Source organism: Shewanella profunda, from assembly GCF_023283765.1.
Taxonomy (GTDB): domain Bacteria; phylum Pseudomonadota; class Gammaproteobacteria; order Enterobacterales; family Shewanellaceae; genus Shewanella; species Shewanella profunda.
In genome coordinates, this window is sequence record NZ_JAKILG010000024.1 from 11,900 (window position 1) to 33,864 (window position 21,965).

The 21,965-nt window shown below is 44.3% G+C and carries 22 protein-coding genes; 16 read left to right on the plus strand and 6 right to left on the minus strand.

The genetic code is table 11. The features are described 5' to 3' along the window. Nucleotides 1–10: 10 nt before the first annotated feature. The 3 genes from L2744_RS12430 to argH all read left to right on the plus strand — a co-directional run bounded on the left by L2744_RS12430 (nucleotide 11) and on the right by argH (nucleotide 3,692). Nucleotides 11–916 (plus strand): ornithine carbamoyltransferase, encoded by a 906-nt coding sequence (locus tag L2744_RS12430; RefSeq protein ID WP_248992200.1) that lies wholly within the window; start codon nucleotides 11–13, stop codon nucleotides 914–916. A 59-nt stretch (nucleotides 917–975) separates the two neighbouring features. Continuing rightward, nucleotides 976–2,214 carry an argininosuccinate synthase gene (locus L2744_RS12435; RefSeq protein ID WP_248992201.1) on the plus strand — a complete coding sequence of 413 codons (1,239 nt, stop codon included), beginning with the start codon at nucleotides 976–978 and terminating at the stop codon, nucleotides 2,212–2,214. A gap of 110 nt (nucleotides 2,215–2,324) precedes the next feature. Further along, nucleotides 2,325–3,692: an argininosuccinate lyase gene (gene argH / locus L2744_RS12440; RefSeq protein ID WP_248992202.1), complete on the plus strand. Its 1,368-nt coding sequence runs from the start codon at nucleotides 2,325–2,327 to the stop codon at nucleotides 3,690–3,692. A gap of 96 nt (nucleotides 3,693–3,788) precedes the next feature. On the opposite strand, the gene L2744_RS12445 is transcribed toward argH, so the two are convergent. Further along, nucleotides 3,789–6,308 carry a penicillin-binding protein 1A gene (locus L2744_RS12445; protein ID WP_248992203.1) on the minus strand — a complete coding sequence of 840 codons (2,520 nt, stop codon included), beginning with the start codon at nucleotides 6,306–6,308 and terminating at the stop codon, nucleotides 3,789–3,791. A 188-nt stretch (nucleotides 6,309–6,496) separates the two neighbouring features. Between L2744_RS12445 and L2744_RS12450 the strand changes: the two genes are divergently transcribed. The 9 genes from L2744_RS12450 (at nucleotide 6,497) to L2744_RS12490 (ending at nucleotide 15,492) form a co-directional block, all read left to right on the plus strand. Next, nucleotides 6,497–7,576, plus strand: coding sequence for a pilus assembly protein PilM (locus L2744_RS12450; RefSeq protein WP_248992204.1), 1,080 nt, complete (start codon nucleotides 6,497–6,499; stop codon nucleotides 7,574–7,576). Beyond that, nucleotides 7,564–8,148 carry a PilN domain-containing protein gene (locus L2744_RS12455; RefSeq protein ID WP_248992205.1) on the plus strand — a complete coding sequence of 195 codons (585 nt, stop codon included), beginning with the start codon at nucleotides 7,564–7,566 and terminating at the stop codon, nucleotides 8,146–8,148. Before L2744_RS12450 ends, L2744_RS12455 begins: the two co-directional genes overlap by 13 nt. Then, nucleotides 8,145–8,771: a type IV pilus inner membrane component PilO gene (locus L2744_RS12460; protein WP_248992206.1), complete on the plus strand. Its 627-nt coding sequence runs from the start codon at nucleotides 8,145–8,147 to the stop codon at nucleotides 8,769–8,771. The genes L2744_RS12455 and L2744_RS12460 overlap by 4 nt, the downstream gene beginning before the upstream one ends. After that, nucleotides 8,771–9,286 carry a pilus assembly protein PilP gene (locus L2744_RS12465; RefSeq protein ID WP_248992246.1) on the plus strand — a complete coding sequence of 172 codons (516 nt, stop codon included), beginning with the start codon at nucleotides 8,771–8,773 and terminating at the stop codon, nucleotides 9,284–9,286. Before L2744_RS12460 ends, L2744_RS12465 begins: the two co-directional genes overlap by 1 nt. Nucleotides 9,287–9,307: 21 nt before the next feature. Next, on the plus strand, nucleotides 9,308–11,359 hold the full coding sequence (locus tag L2744_RS12470) for a type IV pilus secretin PilQ (protein ID WP_248992207.1): 2,052 nt from the start codon (nucleotides 9,308–9,310) through the stop codon (nucleotides 11,357–11,359). A 216-nt stretch (nucleotides 11,360–11,575) separates the two neighbouring features. Further along, nucleotides 11,576–12,091: a shikimate kinase AroK gene (gene aroK / locus L2744_RS12475; RefSeq protein WP_248992208.1), complete on the plus strand. Its 516-nt coding sequence runs from the start codon at nucleotides 11,576–11,578 to the stop codon at nucleotides 12,089–12,091. 8 nt (nucleotides 12,092–12,099) lie between these two features. Next, on the plus strand, nucleotides 12,100–13,176 hold the full coding sequence (gene aroB, locus L2744_RS12480) for a 3-dehydroquinate synthase (protein ID WP_248992247.1): 1,077 nt from the start codon (nucleotides 12,100–12,102) through the stop codon (nucleotides 13,174–13,176). Between the two features lie 18 nt (nucleotides 13,177–13,194). After that, on the plus strand, nucleotides 13,195–14,604 hold the full coding sequence (locus L2744_RS12485; RefSeq protein ID WP_248992209.1) for an AAA family ATPase: 1,410 nt from the start codon (nucleotides 13,195–13,197) through the stop codon (nucleotides 14,602–14,604). 48 nt (nucleotides 14,605–14,652) lie between these two features. Beyond that, entirely contained in the window at nucleotides 14,653–15,492 is an 840-nt protein-coding gene (locus L2744_RS12490) for a Dam family site-specific DNA-(adenine-N6)-methyltransferase (RefSeq protein ID WP_248992210.1), read from the plus strand. Between the two features lie 17 nt (nucleotides 15,493–15,509). Here L2744_RS12490 and L2744_RS12495 read toward each other — a convergent pair whose 3' ends face one another. After that, a complete protein-coding gene (locus L2744_RS12495; protein WP_248992211.1) occupies nucleotides 15,510–15,695 on the minus strand; it encodes a DUF2970 domain-containing protein in 186 nt (61 codons plus the stop codon). Beyond that, nucleotides 15,695–16,060 (minus strand): hypothetical protein, encoded by a 366-nt coding sequence (locus L2744_RS12500; RefSeq protein WP_011791073.1) that lies wholly within the window; start codon nucleotides 16,058–16,060, stop codon nucleotides 15,695–15,697. The genes L2744_RS12495 and L2744_RS12500 overlap by 1 nt, the downstream gene beginning before the upstream one ends. 263 nt (nucleotides 16,061–16,323) lie before the next feature. On the opposite strand from L2744_RS12500, the gene rpe reads away from it, so the two are divergent. The 3 genes from rpe to trpS all read left to right on the plus strand — a co-directional run bounded on the left by rpe (nucleotide 16,324) and on the right by trpS (nucleotide 18,758). Then, a complete protein-coding gene (gene rpe, locus L2744_RS12505; RefSeq protein ID WP_248992212.1) occupies nucleotides 16,324–16,998 on the plus strand; it encodes a ribulose-phosphate 3-epimerase in 675 nt (224 codons plus the stop codon). Nucleotides 16,999–17,002: 4 nt separating this feature from the next. Next, nucleotides 17,003–17,677: a phosphoglycolate phosphatase gene (locus tag L2744_RS12510; protein ID WP_248992213.1), complete on the plus strand. Its 675-nt coding sequence runs from the start codon at nucleotides 17,003–17,005 to the stop codon at nucleotides 17,675–17,677. A gap of 82 nt (nucleotides 17,678–17,759) precedes the next feature. After that, on the plus strand, nucleotides 17,760–18,758 hold the full coding sequence (gene trpS / locus L2744_RS12515; RefSeq protein ID WP_248992214.1) for a tryptophan--tRNA ligase: 999 nt from the start codon (nucleotides 17,760–17,762) through the stop codon (nucleotides 18,756–18,758). A gap of 68 nt (nucleotides 18,759–18,826) precedes the next feature. Here the strand turns inward: trpS and L2744_RS12520 are convergent, their stop codons facing one another. After that, nucleotides 18,827–19,699, minus strand: a complete 873-nt coding sequence (locus L2744_RS12520) for a LysR substrate-binding domain-containing protein (protein WP_248992215.1) — start codon at nucleotides 19,697–19,699, stop codon at nucleotides 18,827–18,829. A gap of 119 nt (nucleotides 19,700–19,818) precedes the next feature. Here L2744_RS12520 and L2744_RS12525 point away from each other — a divergent pair, with 119 nt between their 5' ends. After that, on the plus strand, nucleotides 19,819–20,742 hold the full coding sequence (locus L2744_RS12525; RefSeq protein WP_248992216.1) for a DMT family transporter: 924 nt from the start codon (nucleotides 19,819–19,821) through the stop codon (nucleotides 20,740–20,742). Between the two features lie 20 nt (nucleotides 20,743–20,762). Here the strand turns inward: L2744_RS12525 and dolP are convergent, their stop codons facing one another. Together dolP and L2744_RS12535 are read right to left on the minus strand one after the other, a co-directional pair. After that, nucleotides 20,763–21,329 (minus strand): division/outer membrane stress-associated lipid-binding lipoprotein, encoded by a 567-nt coding sequence (dolP, locus tag L2744_RS12530; protein ID WP_248992217.1) that lies wholly within the window; start codon nucleotides 21,327–21,329, stop codon nucleotides 20,763–20,765. Then, nucleotides 21,326–21,919 (minus strand): phosphoheptose isomerase, encoded by a 594-nt coding sequence (locus tag L2744_RS12535; RefSeq protein WP_011791066.1) that lies wholly within the window; start codon nucleotides 21,917–21,919, stop codon nucleotides 21,326–21,328. Before L2744_RS12535 ends, dolP begins: the two co-directional genes overlap by 4 nt. Nucleotides 21,920–21,965: the final 46 nt, after the last annotated feature.

Below are 21,965 nucleotides of genomic sequence, written 5' to 3' on the forward strand. Positions count from 1 at the left end.
GGAGTAGGTTATGAAGCATTTACTATCGATAAAAGACTTAACACAGCAGCAGTTACAGGATCTGATTGCCTTGGCAAAAACGATCAAAGCCAATCCGGCTGAGTATCGCCATGCGCTGGATGGCAAGAGTGTGGTGATGTTATTTGAAAAGCCCTCGCTCAGAACTCGCGTTAGCTTTGATATCGGTATTAATAAGCTCGGTGGCCACTGTTTATACCTAGACCAGCAAAATGGTGAACTGGGTAAACGGGAATCGGTTGCTGACTTTGCTTCTAACCTGTCCTGTTGGGCCGATGCGATTGTGGCAAGAACCTATGCACATACCACCATTGAGCAATTAGCCGAGTTTGGCACAGTGCCCGTGATCAATGCGCTGTCGGATCTTTATCATCCTTGCCAAGCCTTAGCCGACTTTTTAACACTGGCCGAGCAGTTTGAGGATGTCAGCAAAGCTAAATTAGCTTATGTTGGTGATGGTAATAATGTCACTAACTCGCTGATGTACTGCGCGGCTATTCTCGGTGCTACCATGACAGTGATCTGCCCAGCGGGTCACTTTCCTGATGGCTACGTAGTGGCAGAAGTGCAAGAGCTCGCCAAACGATATGGCGGCAAGATAGTGCTGACTTCAGATATCGATGCGATTGAAGGTCACGATGCGATTTATACTGATACCTGGATTTCAATGGGCGATCCAACGCCTTTGTCAGATATCAAAGGTAAGTTTGCACCTTATCAAGTGAACAAAGCCTTGATGGCGAAAGCGGGCGCTAACTTCTTTATGCATTGTTTGCCCGCCCACCGTGGTGTAGAAGTAACAGATGAAGTGATGGACGGTGCAGGCTCCTTAATTCTGCAACAAGCCGAAAATCGGATGCATGCCCAAAATGCGGTACTGGTAAGCTTATTTAGTTAAATTAACCCTGTTTAGCAGCCTGTTTTCTCCTTGAGAGAAACGAGTCATAGGAATTTAAGATGTCTATCGAGATAAAAAATACTGGCGTGAAAAAAGTGGTTTTAGCCTATTCAGGTGGTCTAGATACCTCGGCCATTATTCCTTGGTTAAAAGAAAACTACGATAACTGCGAAATCATTGCATTTTGCGCCGACGTCGGCCAAGGCGAAGAAGAGCTAGTTGGCTTGACCGAAAAAGCCTTAGCGTCTGGTGCTTCTGAATGTCATATCGTCGATCTAAAAGAAGAATTTGTTAAAGACTATATCTACCCAACGATTGCGAGCGGTGCGATTTACGAAGGCACTTATTTACTCGGTACTTCAATGGCGCGTCCTATTATTGCCAAAGCGCAGGTTGAAGTGGCCCGTAAAGTGGGCGCCGATGCTCTGTGCCACGGTTGTACCGGTAAAGGTAATGACCAAGTGCGTTTCGAAGGTTGCTTCGCGGCATTAGCACCTGATTTAAAAGTGATTGCGCCATGGCGTGAATGGACCATGCAGAGCCGTGAAGATCTGTTGGACTATTTAGCCGAGCGCAATATCAAGACATCAGCGTCAGCGACTAAAATCTATAGCCGTGATGCCAACGCCTTCCATATTTCCCACGAAGGTGGTGAGTTAGAAGATCCGTGGAACGAGCCAAGCAAAGGTGTATGGACACTGACTGCCGATCCTGAAGATGCACCGAACAAGCCTGAATATGTGTCGCTAGAAGTAGAGCATGGCCGTGTGACTAAAGTGAATGGTGAGGCATTAACACCCTACGGTGTACTGATGACATTAAACGCCATTGCAGCGCCACACGGTGTGGGTCGTATCGACATTACCGAAAACCGTTTAGTGGGTATGAAGTCCCGTGGCTGTTACGAAACGCCGAGCGGCACTGTGATGTTCGCTGCACTGCGAGCCATTGAAGAGCTAGTGCTAGACAAAACCAGCCGTAACTGGCGTGAGCAAGTGGCCGCACAAATGGCGCATTTAGTGTATGACGGCCGTTGGTTTACGCCACTGTGCAAGTCACTGTTGGCGGCATCTGAGTCATTGGCTGAGTCAGTGAACGGTGAAGTCGTCGTTAAACTCTACAAGGGTCAAGCGAGCGCAGTGAAGAAACGTTCACCCAACAGCTTGTACTCTGAAGCGTTTGCCACCTTCGGTGAAGATCAAGTGTACGATCAAAAACATGCTGAAGGCTTTATCCGCCTGTATTCATTAGCAAGCCGCATCCGCGCACTCAATGCTAATGATGTAAAGTCTAAGTAATAGGTCGTGTAAAAGGGCGCCTAGCGCCCTTTTTTGTTTCTAGGTTTTGATCCAGTTTTTTGATTCAGATGAGTCGATTTCAAATAAGCAGTAAGCAAGGGGGAGTTAGCATGGCTTTATGGGGTGGAAGATTTCAGGGCGAAACGAGCGCGCTATTTAAATTATTCAACGATTCGCTACCCGTGGATTATCGCCTGTTCGAACAGGATGTGGTCGGCTCTATTGCTTGGGCGGATGCGATTGCCAGCGTTGGTATTATCACGGCAACTGAATGCAGTGACTTAAAACAAGCGCTTAATGAGCTGCTAGTGGAAGTACAGGGCGATCCGGCGATTATTCTCGCCTCGGGCGCCGAAGATATTCACAGCTTCGTGGAATCTGCGCTGATCGCCAAAGTCGGCGATCTTGGTAAAAAACTCCATACGGGCCGTAGCCGTAACGATCAAGTTGCCACCGATTTAAAGCTTTGGTGTCAATCCGAAGGCAAAGCATTACTCGCACGCCTTCAAGGCTTACATGCTGAACTGCTGGCTTTGGCCGAGCGTGAATTTGATGCGGTAATGCCAGGTTACACTCACTTGCAGCGCGCTCAACCTATAACATTTGGCCACTGGTGTTTAGCTTATGTGGAAATGACTGAGCGTGATATCAGCCGTTTAACCGATGCGTTAACCCGCGCTAATACCTGTCCTTTAGGTTCTGGGGCCCTTGCGGGCACAGCTTATAAGATGGATAGACATGCGCTGGCCGCGGCGCTGAACTTTGCCTCGCCGACGCTTAATAGTTTAGACAGTGTGTCAGACAGAGATCATGTGGTAGAACTTTGTTCAACCGCATCGATCAGCATGATGCACTTAAGCCGTATGGCTGAAGATCTGATTTTCTTTAACTCCGGTGAAGCGAATTTTATTTCCCTGAGTGATGAAGTGACCTCGGGTTCATCCCTGATGCCACAGAAGAAAAATCCAGACGCACTAGAGCTTATCCGTGGTAAAACCGGCCGAGTTTATGGCAGTTTAGTGGGTATTCTCACCACCATGAAAGCCCTGCCTTTGGCGTACAACAAAGATATGCAGGAAGACAAAGAAGGCCTGTTTGATGTGGTTGATAGCTGGGCAATTTGCCTCGATATGGCAGCATTAGTGTTATCAGGTCTGAAAGTCAATCGTCCTAATGCGCTGCTAGCCGCGCAGCAAGGTTATGCTAATTCGACTGAGTTGGCCGACTATCTGGTGTCTAAAGGTATGCCTTTCCGTGAAGCGCACCATGTGGTCGGTGAGGTGGTGGTTGCCGCGATAGCGAAGCAAATTCCGCTGGAGGATTTCTCCTTGGCCGAATTAAAAACCTTTGCCACCGTCATTGAAGATGATGTTTATCCAAATCTCACCATTGAAGCCTGTTTAGCGAAACGCGATGTGCTTGGTGGTACTGCATTGCCACAAATTCAGCAGGCGATTGCCGCCAAGAAAGCACGCTAAGGTGTGCTTAATACGATAACAAACGCGACTCTAAGTCGCGTTTTTTATTGTTTATTAATAGTTGTCTATTAATAGTTATCGCATAGAGGGTTAAGCCTATTGGAATAAATCATCCGCTGGCGACTCGATAAAGAGACTATTTTCATCCTGTGTTTCACTGATGTATTCCTTAGGTTCAGTGCCCGAAATAAAGTATTCAAAGGCGCTGGTATAGTCGGTTTTGCGGGTGAGTTTACCCGTTGCTAAGTCGATCCGCACCGAGACAATACCTTCGGGTGGAATTGCTGTCACTTCCGGTGTGCCTTTTAGGACATTGTTCATAAACTCATTCCAACCAGGACCTGCGGTTTTTGCGCCGGCTTCTGTGCCTGTGATCTGGTCTTTCTCGCCATTTGAGTTCCATGCCGTTCTGCCCAGTTGACGACCATGATCGTCAAATCCGACCCAGAAAGTGCTGGTAAGCGTAGGACTAAAGCCACTGAACCAAGTATCACGTGATTCGTTGGTTGTACCTGTTTTACCTGCAATATCATGACGTTTAATTAATTGTGCCGCACGCCAAGCCGTACCTTGCCAACCAGTACCCTTACTCCAATCACCGCCACCCCAGATAACACTTTTTAGGGCTTCAGTAATTAAAAATGCCACCTGCTCTGAAATGATTTGTGGCGCATAGCGGCCTGTTTGCTCAAAGCAACTGGCGATAGGTGCGTCTGTTTCTAAGCCCGCATTGCCAAAAGCCATAGGATCACTTGATGGCTGTATCGCTAGGTTGTTTGGTTTGCAAGCTAAGGTTGGATTGGCTTCCTCAATCACAGTGCCATAGGCATCTTCTACTCGAGCAATATAGAAAGGCTCAACTAAGTAACCACCGTTGGCAAACACGTTAAACGCGGTTGCGACTTGTAGTGGGGTTACCGAAGGTGAACCTAAAGCCAAAGATTCGTTACGGGGTAGATCATTTGGATTAAAACCAAATTTTACCAGCCCAGCTATCGCGGCATCCAAGCCGATATGGCGCATGGCTCGGACCGACATAACGTTAATCGATTGCGCTAAACCCACCCGTAAACGGGTTGGGCCGCCATAAATATCAGGCGAGTTTTTAGGGCGCCACGCAGTACCTTGGCTGATATCGGGTTTATTGATCGGCGCATTGTTGATTAGGGTCGCTAAGGTAAAGCCTTTCTCCAATCCAGCGGCATAGATGAAAGGTTTGATATTCGAACCTAATTGGCGCTTTGCTTGAGTCACACGGTTATATTGACTTTGACTAAAGCTATAGCCTCCGACTAAGGTGCGAATGGCGCCATTTTGTGGATCGATTGAAACGGTTGCACTCGCGACTTCCGGCACTTGGGACAACTGCAGATATTGGCCGTTATCTCTGATCCAAATACGTTCGCCTACATTCAGCATATCGGATGCGGATTTTGGTACGCTGCCTTGACGTTTATCGGTAATAAACTTTCTGGCCCATTTTAACCCATCCCAGGTGATGACTTTGGTTTCACCTTTGGCGGTTAATACGTTGGCCTGCTGATCAGTGATACTTAACACAGCTGCAGGTTGTAATTCCTGTACTGCTGTAATCTTGGCGAGTTCTGTTTGAATTTGGGTATTATCGGGTTTGGTATCCGTCCATAGCACAGCCGCGGGACCTCTATAGCCATGACGCTCATCGTAGGCGTAGACGTTATTACGTAAAGCCTGTTGAGCGAGTAACTGAAGATCCGATGAAATAGTAGTGTAGACGTTATAGCCATTGGTATAGGCTTCTTCTTCGCCATATTTTTGCACCATATAATCCCGCGCCATTTCCGAAATATAAGGGGCGTAAAGATCAATTTCGGCACCATGGTATTTAGCAACTAAAGGCTCTTGTAGGGCGACTTGATATTCTGCTTGATTGATATAACCCACTTCATTCATTCGCATTAAGACTAAATTCCTGCGCGCCAAGGCGCGCGCAGGCGAAGTGATAGGGTTAAGTGTTGAAGGTGCCTTAGGCAAACCCGCAATCATGCTCATTTCAGATAGGCTGAGATCCTGCACGTTTTTACCAAAATACACCTGCGCCGCAGCACCAACACCATAGGCTCTTTGGCCTAGGTAAATTCGGTTAACGTAGAGCTCGAGGATTTCGTCTTTTGTGAGTAACTGTTCAATGTGATAGGAAATAAATATTTCCTTCACTTTACGAATAATCGTTTTGTCACGGGTAAGGAAGAAGTTACGCGCTACCTGCATGGTGATAGTACTTGCACCTTGTTTCTTTTCGCCCGTAGTTAACATGACGACTGCCGCACGCATAACACCAACAGGATCGATCCCGCCGTGCTCATAGAAACGTGCATCCTCTGTTGCAAGAAATGCTTGCAATAGCGGTTTAGGTACTTCTTCCAGTTTCAATGGAATACGCCGCTTTTCACCAAACTGAGAAATGAGTTTGCCGTCACTACTATAAATGCGCAAAGGTGTTTGTAATTGCACATTTTTTAGTGTTGAAACATCCGGTAAGTCCGGCAAAACATAAAAGTATGCTGCAACAATGGCGCCTACACCCAGAAGGGCTAGACTGAATAGAGCTATAACAATACGTTTTAACCACTTCACCTAAATTGTTCCTAATGTTCAGTTAAGTGCGACAGTATATAAGGCGCACACGTCTTGGTGAAGTAAAAACGTGATGTCCATAAAATAGCCTTTGTAAAATATTGAAACATTTTCTACAAATGATTATAACAAGTTGATTTTGTGCTAATCTCTTTAACTGAATGATAACTAAAAAGTGACAACGGACTATGCTTTCAAATTTATGGAAGCGTCAGGCTCCGCAGATGGTGGGAATCGATATAGGTTCACATGAAGTCAAGGCCATTTTGCTGAGTAAGACTGCTGATGGATACAAAATACTAAGTCATGCAGCGGTACCTGTAAAAAAGGGAGCCATTAACGATCATGATATTCGCGATGTCGATGCCGTTGTCGAATGTTTAAGGCAAGTTAAGCGTACCTTACCTAAATCGGTGAAATATGCGGCGGTTGCGGTATCTGGTTCGGCAGTTATGACAAAAGTGATCTACATGGACGCTTCGCTGAGTGAAGAAGAAATGGAAGCTCAGATCGAGATTGAAGCCGATAACTTAATTCCCTATTCCCTTGATGAAGTGAGCATTGATTTCGAAACTCTCAGTACCAACAGCACAGATCCTTCCAAGGTTGATGTGTTACTTAGCGCCTGCCGTACCGATAATATTGACGTGAGAGTTGATGCATTAGATACGGTTGAACTTGAGACTAAAGTTGTTGATGTTGAAGGATACGCGCTTGGGCGTGCGGCAGAATTAATTTTAGCTCAGTTACCAGAAGGAGCGCGGCAAAAAGCCGTTGCACTGGTTGATATCGGTGCCAATATGACGACCTTTTCCGTAGTGGAGTCCGGTGAGACAACCTTTATTCGTGAACAAGCATTTGGTGGTGAGTTGTTTACCCAGTCAATACTGTCTTTTTATGGTATGTCCTACGAGCAAGCTGAAAAGGCCAAGATAGAAGGCGATCTACCGCGTAATTATATGTTTGAAGTGTTGTCACCTTTTCAAACTCAACTACTACAGCAGATTAAACGTACGCTGCAAATCTATTGCACATCCAGCGGTAAGGATAAAGTCGATTACCTCGTGTTATGTGGTGGAACTTCTAAGTTGGAAGGAATGGCTAACTTATTAACTAATGAATTAGGTGTTCATACAATTATTGCCGATCCTTTTCAAGGATGTTTACACGCTGACGAATCGGTTAAAAATATTCTGCAACCTAACATCAGTAAATATATGGTTGCTTGTGGCTTAGCGCTGAGGAGCTACGGTCAATGGCGAACATAAACCTACTTCCTTGGCGTGAAGAGGCGAGAGAAAAGCAAAAACGTGACTATATTGGCATCTTAGCACTGGTTTTTTTGGGTGCGGCTATTTTAGTGTATGTCGCCTTGTCATTGCTTGAAATCATGACCGATGAACAGCGTGGGCGTAATGCCTATCTGCAGTCAGAAATTCAATTACTTGAAACTCAAATCGCCGAGATTAAAAAGATCACCGAGCGTAAGAAAGACATTGAGCGTCGTACCGAGATTATTCTTAACCTCCAACAATCCCGCAATTTGCCAACCCATGTTTTAGATGAGCTAGTGCGTGTAGTGCCACCTGGAATATACCTATCAAGTATCGAGAAAAAGGGCAGTCTATTACTCATAGAAGGCCGAAGCGAGTCTAACAATAACGTTGCTAATATGATGCGCAAAGTTAAAGCTTCGGAATGGTTAACCGACCCGAATATGCAATCTATCGTTACCCAAGATGATGAATTAAGGCAATTACAGCAATTTAATTTGAGGGTTAGCGTAAAAGGTGCGATAGCTGATGATCCTGTAAAAGTGGCGAAAGGAGCGAGTAAATGAAACTCGATCTAAGTCAGTTCAATGACATTGACTTTGAAAATATTGGTGGTTGGCCTAATCAGGTAAAAACTTTTTTTGCAATATTATTAGCGCTTTGTGTTTTTGCTGCAGGCTATTTTCTCGTGATAGCGGATGCTGTTGATTTGTATAGCGCAGAGCAAAATAAAGAGGCGCAGTTAAGAGATGATTTTAAAAATAAATATCAACTGGCGGCAAATTTAAAACTCTACCGTGAACAATTAGCCATTATGGAGGTGCAATTTGCCGAATTGCTTAAAATGTTACCGTCTGAGAATGAAATGCCAGGTTTGCTCGATGATCTTACTTTTGTCGCAACCGATGCAGGATTAAGAATTAAGAGTTTAAATTGGGAGCCAGAGATTCAGCGTGATTTTTATATTGAGTTTCCCATTAAAATGTCTGTTACTGGCGATTATCATCAGCTAGGTAATATGGTCAGTGGTGTCGCAAAATTACCACGGATTGTTAGCCTCCATGATTTTACGATTAAACGGGATGGTTCGGATAATTTAGCGATGGATATTCTAGCTAAAACCTACCGCTTTAAAGAAGGAGCAGAGTTACCACCCGAAAAAACATTAGATAATAAGGGGGCAAAATGATGAAACTCTTCCCCTTACTAGCCTTGAGTATTTTTTTGGTGGGTTGTGTTGGCGATCGTAGTGATTTGGAGCTATTTGTTACTACTACCAAGGCGCAGCATGTGGCTCACATACCGACGCTAAAAGAACCACCTAAGTTTGAACATTTTGCCTATCAAGCAGAGTTGATGCGAAGTCCTTTTGTTCCACCCTCTCGTGAGCTAACAGAGGAGGTGGTGGATACCAGTAAGAACTGCTTACAACCAGATTTAAAACGTCGTAAAGGTCGTTTAGAAACCTATGCAATTGATAATTTAAAAATGCGCGGCACCTTAAGTGAAGCCGATACGACTTGGGCACTTATCGAAACAAATGACGCTAGTGTATATCGTATCGGTGTGGGTGAGTACTTAGGGCTGTTTAATGGGCGTGTAACCAAGGTGACTTCACAAGCTGTTGAAGTAATAGAATTAATTCCAGATGGCTCTGGTTGTTGGTCTGAACGACTCAACAAATTAGAACTTTCTGGAGAATAACGAGCGAAGGATGAAGGAATAATGAAATCTTCTGCTGCGATAAAAATTCCATTAATACTCTCAGGTTTAATCAAGCCTGCTATTGGGATCGTATTCGTATTTGGCATTTTGCCATCGAGTTTTGCTGCAAATCGATTATTAGATGTTAAATATCATGCTTTGGTTGATCACCAGTTAGAAGTTGAGTTAGTTTTTGAAGATGCTGTAACACAGCCTGTCATTGATTCCAATGCATCACCAGCCGAGTTGGTTTTAACATTTGATAACAGTATTTCTGGTTTATCTAAAGATCGTTTACCAATAAATCAAGTTGGCGTAAATGAAATAAGAACAGAGCAGCAGGATTCTCAACTAAAAGTCGCCTTAGGCTTATCTAAAGTGAAGCCATATCAAGGTGCTGTGATAGGTAACTCTTACCGTTTAACGATCAATGATGAAGTCGCTAGTGTGCAGACTATTAGTGATAATCCCTTTGTTAATAGTATTAAAAATATCGATTTTCGCCGTAATGCTGATGGGGGGGGGGAATTACTGGTCTATTTAAATAATCGCTCAGTTGCTGCCAATGTTGAACAAATTGGCGCCAAGCTTGAGATAAAGTTATTTAATACCGACATTAATAATGATTTGCTCTATGTGATGGATGTGCAGGATTTTTCAACACCAGTAAAAAGTTTTGAAACCTTCAAGGAAGATTTAACTACGCGAATATTAGTTGATATTTCAGGTAACTACGACTTCAATTATAAACAGGAAGATAATCTGTTTAGACTCTCAATGAATAAAGTTGAGCGAGTTGCCGCAACAAAAGAAGTAAAGAAATACAACGGTAGAACGTTATCGCTTAATTTCCAAAATATCTCTGTTCGGACAGTGCTGCAGATCATCGCCGATTATAATAATTTCAATCTAGTGACCAGTGACACTGTTGAGGGCAATATTACCCTTAGACTCGATGACGTGCCTTGGGATCAGGCGTTAGATTTAATATTACAAACCAAAGGGTTAGATAAACGCATCGAAGGTAATATTTTAATGGTGGCGCCAAGTGAGGAGCTGGCGATACGGGAGAGTCAAAACCTTAAAAATAAACAAGAGGTTAAGGAATTAGCACCTCTCTATTCTGAATACCTACAAATCAATTATGCCAAAGCGATAGACATTGCTGAATTGTTAAAGAGTGCAGATTCGAGTCTTTTATCTCCTCGAGGTTCCGTTGCAGTGGATGAACGGACAAACACGGTTCTGGTGAAAGACACTGCAGAGATGATAGAAAATATCCATCGTTTAGTGGCAGTGCTGGATATTCCGATCCGCCAGGTGTTGATTGAATCACGTATGGTTACAGTCAAAGATAATGTGTCAGAAGATTTAGGTATACGGTGGGGTGTTACAGATCAGCAAGGTAATAAAGGTTCATCTGGAACCATCGAGGGGGCTCAAGATATCGCAAATGGTGTCGTTCCTAGTTTGGCTGATCGTTTAAATGTGAATTTGCCTGCACAAGTTGATAGTGCGGCGAGTATTGCATTTCATGTCGCCAAATTAGCCGATGGAACTATTTTAGATCTAGAACTGAGCGCACTTGAGCAAGAAAACAAAGGTGAAATTATTGCCAGTCCACGTATTACCACCTCTAACCAAAAAGCGGCTTACATTGAACAGGGTATTGAGATCCCCTATGTTCAGTCAACCTCAAGTGGTGCTACATCGGTAACCTTTAAGAAAGCGGTGCTATCACTGCGGGTGACTCCGCAGATTACTCCTGATAATCGAGTGATTTTAGATTTAGAAATTACGCAAGATTCTGAAGGGAAAACCGTTCCTACATCAACTGGACCTGCAGTAGCTATTGATACTCAGCGTATTGGTACACAGGTGTTGGTCAATAATGGTGAAACTATTGTACTCGGTGGTATTTACCAGCAAAACCTTATCAGTCGGGTTAGCAAAGTACCTGTTTTAGGCGATATCCCCTTAGTGGGTTTCTTGTTTAGGAACACAACAGATAAAAATGAACGCCAAGAGTTACTGATTTTTGTGACACCTAAAATTGTGGATGAGAAGCTCTAATTACCTGTTGTACTTTGAATAAAGCCAGCAAGTGTTGCTGGCTTTATCGTATCTGAAATACAATTCTTAGTATAAATAGCGCACATGACTTGCCATAGTAGACCCTAAACTGAGATAATCCGCGGTCAAGTCTCATAAGAGCAAGGTAACATATAGGTCGGCTTGATTGTGAGTCGATATCGGCATACTTTTCAATAAGATTCAGACGTACAAGAAATGGCTGAAAAACGTAATATTTTTCTGGTAGGCCCTATGGGCGCAGGTAAAAGCACAATTGGTCGCCATCTGGCGCAAATGCTGCATTTAGAATTCCACGATTCAGATCAAGAGATTGAGCAACGCACAGGCGCTGATATTGCTTGGGTGTTTGACGTCGAAGGCGAAGAAGGTTTCCGCCGCCGTGAAGCTCAGGTTATTGCTGATTTGTCTGAAAAACAAGGTATCGTCCTTGCCACCGGTGGTGGTTCAGTACAAAGCAAAGATATCCGTAATCATCTGTCTGCCCGTGGGATTGTTGTTTATCTGGAAACCACTATCGACAAACAGGTCGCTCGTACTCAAAGAGACAAGCGACGCCCATTATTGCAAGTAGATGATCCTCGAGAAGTGTTGGAGAGTCTTGCAGAGATCCGTAACCCGTTATACGAAGAAATTGCCGATGTGGTCGTCAAAACTGATGATCAAAGTGCAAAAATCGTTGCAAATCAGATCATTGAGAAATTAGGTTTCTAGGCAGAATGATGAAGCAAATTCAGGTTGATTTAGGTGAACGTAGTTACTCCATTTATATTGGCCAGAATTTGATGAATGATTGCGAGACACTGTCTCGCTACCTGCTTAAAAAACGCATCCTTATCGTCACCAATGAAACCATCGCTCCTCTATATCTTAAACAGATACAAGAAATGATGGCTTCTTTTGGTGAGGTAGAGAGTGTTATTCTGCCTGATGGCGAGCAATTCAAAGACTTAGCACATTTAGATTCTATTTTTACTGCACTATTGCAGCGAAATTATGGTCGAGATTCTGTGCTAGTGGCTTTGGGTGGCGGCGTGATTGGTGATATGACAGGATTTGCTGCCGCGAGTTATCAACGCGGTATTAATTTTATTCAGATCCCAACGACATTATTATCGCAAGTAGATTCTTCTGTTGGTGGTAAAACTGCCGTAAATCATCCCTTAGGTAAAAACATGATTGGGGCTTTTTACCAGCCACAGTTTGTGTTGATCGATACTCAATGTCTTCAAACGTTACCAGCGCGCGAATTTGCCGCGGGAATGGCCGAGGTCATTAAGTATGGCATTATGTGGGATGGCGATTTTTTTCAATGGCTTGAAAATAATGTGCAGGCATTAAAAAGATTAGAAACTGAAGCGTTAGTGTACGCTATTTCCCGTTGTTGTGAGATTAAGGCCGATGTTGTCAGCCAAGATGAAACTGAGCAGGGGGTTCGTGCTTTGTTAAATCTTGGACACACTTTTGGTCATGCAATTGAAGCTGAAATGGGTTATGGCAACTGGCTTCATGGTGAGGCTGTTGCTGCTGGCACAGTCCTTGCTGCACAAACGGCTAAGTCAGTGGGACTGATTGATGAGTCAATTGTTTGTCGTATTGTGCAGTTGTTTCAAGCCTTCGATCTCCCTGTGAGTGCGCCGAAATCTATGAATTTCGACAGTTTCATTCAACATATGCGACGCGATAAGAAAGTGTTAGGTGGTCAGATTCGACTGGTGCTTCCGACTGGAATTGGTCAAGCGGATGTCTTTAGTCAAGTCACTGAATCTACCCTTGAACAGGTTATTCGCTGCGCATAAACACTGTGTGGTGAGTGAGTGACGTTTCAGGGTTTAGTCTTGCTTCCTTCTCAGGAAGCACTTATACAAAGATTGTATCATATTGCCAGTTATAGCGACCAGCTACTGGTGCTTTCTGGTACCCCAGGTTCAGGTAAAACGACACTTGTTACTGCATTAGCGACCGATTTTGATGAGTCAAATGCGGCGTTAGTGATTTGTCCAATGCATGCGGCAAATGCTGAAATTCGACGTAAGATATTGGTGCAATTGATTTCATCACCGATATTTGATGATGATATTCCGCTTGCTGAAACGCTATTGCGTGTTGCTCCTACTCAAACCAAACCATTACATATCATCATAGATGACGCCCATTTGCTTTCTAAAGAACTATGGGCAGAATGCATTATCCTCAATCAAATCCAATGTGCGGGTAAACGTATAGCGGTCACTCTTACTGTTCCTTCTGCATTTTTGGTAGATTTATTGCCACAGTTACCTGAACAATTAAGGCGGCAAGTTTTACCCGTCAGTATTGAGCCATTAACACTCCCTGAGCGTGAAGCTCTGTACCAAACTTTGCTTAGGTATAGTGACCAAAATCCCTTTACACCAAGGGAGATAGTGCGTGCACAACTCGAAACGCAAGCTGGCACTCCACAGGAAGTCGTTAATTTACTTGAGCTTGCCCTCCATGGTCAGCCTAAGCAAAAATCTGCTTGGAGAAAATATAAAGCACTATCTATTGGCTTCGTTAGTGTGCTGCTCGTGTTAGCTGTTTGGGGAGCCATAACTCAGCTTTCTCCCAATGGGCGAATCTTGGAGCCTATAACCTATCCTGCGATGGATTCACCCGAATTCCTTGCCCATGGTCAACAACGGCTAGCACCTTATTTTAGCCAACGCGCCGAGCAGCTTAGGCTTTCACTGATTGAAGCAGAAGAGATTGTAGAGCCTGAACCTTTGGCAGATTTCCATGGCGAGACTCCGCAAATTGAGTCCGATATGCCAATTGAACATCCTATTGATGAGGCAAGTAGCAAGGCGGCTACAACAGAGTCTAAAAGCGCTATACCAACATCGGCTAAGTCAGAGAGTTCTGATGTTAGTCAAACTGCAAAGGTTAAGGTTGCTCAACATTCCACAATAGCGGCACAGCAGAAGCCGACTAAGGGTTATACCATTCAACTGGCAAGTGTTTCGCAATTGCGCTCTTTACGTTCGACTTTAAAAATGATTGAAGGAGTCGAAGGGGTCAGAGTTGCAAAGTATAAACAACGTTGGGTGGTATTCGTTGGTCACTATACCAATCATCAATCAGCACAGAACGCCGCAACGCAATTAGCTAAGCAATATCGCCTCGATCAACCTTGGGTCAGAAAATGGTCGGAATTGCGAGAATATCAGCTACAAGAAAGTCTCCCGAATCGTGAAATTTCAGAATAAACAGAGTACAATCATGGCCTTTATTTATGTCGGTATTCATCAAATTAAATGATTAAAAAACATAGAGCCTTCCTGAAGTGGGCTGGCGGAAAATTTAAGTTGGTGGATGAGTTAACGAACTATTTACCTGCTGGGGACCGTTTAGTTGAGCCATTTGTAGGGGCGGGTTCGGTGTTTTTAAATACGGATTATCCGAGTTATTTGCTTTGCGACATAAATCAGGATCTGATCGAACTCTATAAAATAGTAAAAGAAAAACCTGCCGAATATATTACTGCTGCTAAAAAGATGTTTGTCGATGAGATGAACCAGAAGGACGCTTACTACAGGGTGCGTACTGAGTTTAACAAAACCAGCGATCCCTTTGTGCGTTCGGTTTATTTCCTCTACTTAAATCGCCATGGCTTTAATGGCTTATGCCGTTATAACCGCAAAGGTGGGTTTAATGTGCCCTTTGGCTCTTACAAAAAACCTTACTTTCCTGAAAAGGAAATTTGGGCATTTTCTGAAAAGGCTCAATGTGCCGAGTTTAAATGTATTGGCTATGAAAAGGCATTTGAACAGATCCGTACTGGCGATGTGATTTATTGCGATCCGCCCTATGCACCTTTATCAACTACTGCCAGCTTTACCACCTATGTAGGCGCTGGTTTTAGCCTAGATGATCAGGCTTTACTCGCTCGACATTCTCGCCATACAGCGCTTGAACGTGGCATTCCAGTGTTGATCAGCAACCATGACATCCCCTTAACGCGGGAGCTATATCGTGGAGCTCACCTTGCAAAGATCCAGGTACAGCGCAACATCAGTCAAAACGGCAGTAGCCGCAATAAAGTGGATGAATTGATGGCGCTATACGATGAAAACTACGATCTACAGGACGAGTGATGTTGATTGTAACAGCATTAGCTAAGCACTTGACCAACAAGTAATATAAGGCTTACCACTAAGACTATTGCCAGCACTATGCCCATAACGATATAGGGTAGGGGTGAATTGGTTTGGAAATCTTGTGTGCGATTTCTATCGGATTGCACACCAAAAAAAGCGGCTAAGGTGCTCTGAAATATTTGCCAAATGCGACTAAACATTAATAGGAAAGTTGCGAATTAGTGGGTTTCATATCATCGATAGGCTTATCTTTATGCCCATATAATAATTCAAGCAGATCAACGAAGTGAAACTGGCTCGAACGATTTTTACCCGTAAGCCAAGTTGTCCAACTTAAGGGTTGTGCTTGGTTGGCACAGCGGTTGTTGGGATGGCTGCTTGGCAAAGAGTTGTTATAGCGAGTGTCACTGCTGCAAGCGCAGGCGGTAGTTTCAGTATTGTCAGTGAGTTTTTGAGCGCCAAAGGCCAAGGAGGCAACAACGACAGCAGTAAATGCTAACATCATTGATGACTTAAATGTGACTAAACCTAGTAAGTTTGAAAAATGATTTAACCGCCCTTTCATAATGCTTCCTTCAACATAACCCTGTGCAGCGTTTCGAGTATAACAAACTCGCTTAGTTTATGAACAATAATTTATCAATCTCTACTAAAATGTTCGAAATCTAGTTTTTCAGCCGTATTTCTTGAAAAGCGTTTGTATTATTAGTATGCATTTCACTGACACCACATTGAATTCAATTACCATAAATGTGGCTTTAGCTATAGAGGCTTAGCGTGGCTAAGGGTAAAATGAAGCACTTTTTGTTCAATTACAGCGAGTGTTTTATGCGTCCATTCTTAATTGCTCCATCGATTTTATCTGCCGATTTTGCCCGTTTAGGGGATGATGTAAAAGCCGTATTAGATGCGGGTGCCGACGTAGTGCATTTTGACGTAATGGATAATCACTATGTACCTAACTTAACCATAGGCCCTATGGTGTGTCAGGCGCTGCGTAACTATGGTATTACCGCCGATATTGATGTGCATTTAATGGTTAAACCCGTTGATCGAATAGTGCCTGACTTTGCTAAAGCAGGGGCTTCTATCATTACTTTCCATCCTGAAGCCTCAGAGCACGTCGATCGTACACTCCAGCTCATCAAAGAATGCGGTTGTAAGGCGGGTCTCGTGTTTAACCCAGCGACCCCATTGCATTACCTTGATCATGTGATGGATAAACTCGATCTGATTTTATTAATGTCGGTAAACCCTGGTTTTGGTGGGCAATCTTTTATCCCATCGACCTTAGATAAGCTGCGCCAAGTGCGTGCGCGTATTGATGCTAGCGGTTTCGATATTCGTTTAGAAGTCGATGGTGGTGTGAAGGTGGACAATATTGCCGAAATTGCGGCCGCGGGTGCGGATATGTTTGTGGCGGGTTCTGCCATTTTTAGTCAACCGGATTACAAGGCCGTTATCGATGAAATGCGTGCCGAACTTGCTAAAGTCGAGGCATAAGCGCATGCAGGAACAAATTAAGGCAATAGCGTTCGATCTCGACGGTACATTAATTGACAGTGTTCCTGACCTCGCTGTGGCTACTCAAGAAGCGTTAGCTGAGCTAGGTTTAACGACTTGTTCAGAGGCGCAAGTACGTACTTGGGTAGGTAATGGCGCTGAAATGTTAATGCGGCGTGCTATGACGAATGCTTTAGGTTTCGATGTTGAACAGCATGTGCTCGATGCCGCCATGCCGATTTTTATGCATCACTACCAAGAGAATCTTGAAAAGCACAGTGCACTCTATGCCGATGTGCATCAAGTATTGCAAACCTTATTCGACCAAGGCTTTAAGCTGGCTGTGGTTACCAATAAGCCGTATCGCTTTACCTTGCCTTTACTCAATGCCTTTGGAATTAATGACTTTTTTAGCTTAGTGTTAGGCGGCGATACGCTACCTAAGATGAAGCCCGATCCTCTGCCGCTTCAGCACCTGTTACAGGAATGGCAATTGGATAAAGGAGAGTTATTAATGGTGGGTGACTCGAAAAATGATATTTTAGCGGCGAAAGCGGCGGGGATAGCATCAATCGGCTTGACCTATGGCTACAACTACGGTGAAGATATCGGGCTCAGTGGCCCTGATGCCGTATGTGAGCAATTTAGTGATATTTTGAGCTGGTTGAAACTTGCTTAAGCTCAAGCAGCGAGAGTCAGTGTTAATTAGTATTGTGATAATTTTTACAGCCTTTTTATTTATATAGTGGAGCAATGACGTAATGACCAAACCCATAGTACTCAGCGGTGCGCAGCCGTCCGGCGAATTAACCATAGGTAACTACATGGGTGCATTGCGTCAATGGGTGGCGATGCAAGATAGCCACGACTGCTTGTATTGTGTAGTGGATTTACACGCCATTACTGTGCGCCAAGATCCTAAAACCCTGCGCGAAGCCTGTTTAGATACCTTGGCTTTGTATTTAGCCTGTGGTGTTGACCCTAAAAAGAGCACAGTGTTTATCCAGTCACAGGTACCACAGCACACACAATTGGGCTGGGCACTAAACTGCTATACCCAAATGGGTGAGTTGAGTCGCATGACTCAGTTTAAAGATAAATCACAAAAGCATGCTAACAACATCAACGTGGGTCTGTTTGGTTACCCTGTGCTGATGGCGGCGGATATTCTGATTTATCAAGCGAACGAAATCCCGGTTGGTCAAGATCAAAAGCAACACCTTGAATTAACGCGTGATATCGCTACTCGGTTTAACAATGCCTATGGCGATACGTTCACTATTCCTGAGCCATTTATTCCTGAGCATGGTGCTAAGGTGATGTCACTGCAGGAGCCGCTGAAGAAGATGTCTAAGTCAGACGAAAACCGTAACAATGTTATCGGTTTACTCGAAGATCCTAAATCCGTGCTCAAAAAACTGAAAAAAGCCATGACAGACAGCGATGAGCCGCCAGTTGTGCGTTTCGATATGGACAATAAGCCGGGGGTTTCTAACCTGTTGAGTCTCATGTCGGGTGTGACGGGTCAAAGCATTGCGAGCCTAGAAGCTGAGTTTGAAGGCAAGATGTATGGCCATTTGAAAGGTGCCGCAGGCGAAGCAGTTGTTAGCATGTTGGAACCATTGCAGGAGCGTTACCGCGCTATTCGTAGTGATCGTGCTTACTTAGATCAAGTGATGAGGGCTGGTGCCGAGAATGCACAGGCGCGCGCCGAAGTGACCTTGAAAAAAGTCTATGAGAAAATTGGTTTGTTAGTTTAAACCGTATTACCTCAAGCATTGAATTTAAAGCCGACATAAGTCGGCTTTTTTGTTTCTGTAACCAGGTTTTAGGCCTGTGATTTAAGCCAAGATGAGAAGGCGGCAATCGCAGGCTCGGATAAGCGGCGCTGCTTACAAAAGAAGGTAAATTCAAAACCCGTATGCACATCGGGTAAGTTCACCGCGACTAAACGCCCAGTGGAAATATCACCCGCTACCATAAAATCTGGTGCAAGGGCTAAACCTTGACCGGCAATGGCGGCTTCAATCGCCATGACGATATGGCTAAATATATGTTGTTGTTCGTTATTAAGCGGGATTTGATGTGCAGATGACCATTTATGCCAGTCAAGCCCCAGGGGCCCTTCATCCACGACTAATAGGGCTTGCTGCTGAAAATTATTGAGGTTGATCTCACGCCATTTGGGGTAAAAGCTTGGACTACACACTGTGATCAAGCGTTCCTTATGCAGTAACTGCTGCCAATAACCCCGCTGGTTGAGTTTACCTGCGATAAAAATATCCGCTGTACTGGTACTTAGGTCAGGATCTTGGGTGATCATCTCAAGGCGGATCTTCACACTCGGGTACTGGCGGCGAAAATCCGCAAGCCGAGGGATCAACCATTTCACGGCGAAGGAGCTATAAACCGCTAAGCATAATTGCTTATTGGGTGTGTCCTTCACCTTAAGATTAAGGTCACTTAGCTCATTGAAAATGCGTTCTAATTCGACGAATAATCCTTGGCCTTTGGGTGTTAATTGCAACTTACGGCCTTGGCGATCAAATAATTGCTCACCAAAATATTCTTCTAATACTCGCACTTGATGTGAAACCGCGCTTTGGGTGATGCATAGCTCATCGGCCGCCTTTGAAAAATGCTGCTGTCTGGCGGCGGTTTCGAATACTTGTAGCGCACGTAATGGTGGAAGCTTTCTCATTATTTTCAATATGTAAAAATTTTAGTATGAATCTAATTCATCTAGCATGAGAAAGCATCATTTCAGCTTAAGTTTTGTGGGGATTATCATGCTGCCATCGAGATTTGTGGAAGTTAAAAATGCAACGCCCTGTTGTTATCGGTTTGATTTTATTGATAGTGGGTAACCTATTTAGTGCTTTTTACGATGTATCTATCAAATGGTTACCGGATGATGCCAACGCCGCAACTTTTCTTCTTGTAAGACAAATTACCTCTGTCTTTATGTTGTTGCCCATATGGTTATATGCGCAGCGACCCATGACGACACATATTTCAGTTCACCTTTGGCGTGCCAACATAGGCTCAGTTGGCGCGCTTTTTTTAATTATTGGTTTAATGGCGTTGCCGCTTGCGACCGTGAGCTCGCTGTTTTACTCGGCACCGCTGATGATCATCCTTATGGGATATTGGTTTCTTAAGGAGCGCATTACCACAGGGCAGGTATTCTGTACCCTGTTAGGATTTGTGGGCATTGTGATTATTCTGCGCCCGAGTGAAATGAATTGGTTCGGTCTTGCTGTACTATTTTCGGCTTTCACCTTTGCGGTGAACCAACTGACGCTTAAAAAAGTGCCCAATACGGAACATCCAGTACTCACCTTAATGCTTTATAACCTCTTAGGTATACCCGCCACTTTGTTGATAACAGCGTTTCAAGGTCTACAGGGTTTCAGTTGGGGATTGTTGAGTATTGCCTTGCTGAGTAATGCTTTTTTGCTGATTTATCATTGGTTTTGTGTGTTAGCTTACCGTAAAGCCCAGGCGAGTGATATTGCGATTGCGGAATATACCGGGCTGTTATTTATCGTGTTTCTAGGTTGGTTGTTGTTCGATGAATGGTTAGACAGTTTAAGTTGGCTTGGGGCGGCATTGATTGTACTGCCATCTTTATTCCTACCTTGGATAGGAATGTTAATTGCTAAGTCTGGGCGCTGCAGTGTTGAGGGTTTGCTGGTGGAGCCCTTGATACTTGAAAGTGTCGAGGGCGAGCCTAAGCGCTAAGTGGCCTAGGCGCGATAGTGTTACTCGATGTATTCAAATACTTTAACCACTTTACGTACGCCTGCGGTATTGCGGGCTATATCTACAGCTAAATCCGCCTGCGAACGATGGATGAGTCCAAGTAAGAATACTTCGCCATTTTCGGTAATGACTTTAATGCGGGTCACGTCTAAACCTTTTTCATTTAACATGCGCCCCTTCACTTTGGTGGTGACCCAAGTGTCATTGCTGCGTGTGGTGAAAGAGGTTGGATTACCAATACGGATCTGATTGTGGATTTTGCCACCTAGCTTAAGATCTTGCACAACCTTAATTGCTTTGTCCCGCAGCATAGAGTTTGGGGCTTGGCCTATCATAAGCACATTGCCATTTACCGATACACCAGTGATATTAGTCTGTTTTTTAAGATCTTCTTGCTCCAGCAGTGCGCTAGTAATCTTAAAATCCGTATTGGTATCATCGAGCTGAGTCTTTACCGTTCGCTCATCATTAGCCACCATGGCGCCACTGACTGCGCCCACCATAACGGCACCGGCACAGCCTTGTAGCAGCAAGCAAACCATTAACAGTGGGGCAGCGTGTCTCATTGCTGCTCGTCCTGCGGGAAAAGTGTGCGGTCAATATTGTCACACAGGCAATGGATCACCAGTAAATGTACTTCCTGAATACGCGCGGTAACATTAGATGGGACACGAATTTCTACGTCGCCAACACTCAATAGGCCTGCCATCGCACCGCCGTCCTTACCTGTTAGGGCCACAATGGTCATATCGCGGCTAAGTGCGGCTTCCATTGCTTTAATCACGTTACCTGAGTTTCCACTGGTAGAAATCGCCAGCAGGATGTCACCTGGTTGACCTAAGGCTAAGATTTGTTTTGAGAAAATCTCGTCATAGCTATAGTCGTTTGCGATAGCTGTGATGGTTGAAGTATCGGTAGACAGGGCGATAGCCGGTAAGGGTGGACGCTCAATCTCATAGCGGTTTAACAGTTCGGCCGAAAAATGCTGTGCATCGCCAGCACTACCACCATTCCCGCAGGCGAGGATTTTATTGCCACCCAAAAGACAGTGCACCATCATCTCGGCCGCTTTAGCGATAGATTCAGGCAGCGCTTCGGCTGCATCGATTTTGGTCTGGATTGACTCAGTAAAACTGTCTTTAATGCGTTCTAACATGGATAAATCCTTTCAGGATAAAGTGTTGCTATCATGCCATAATTTC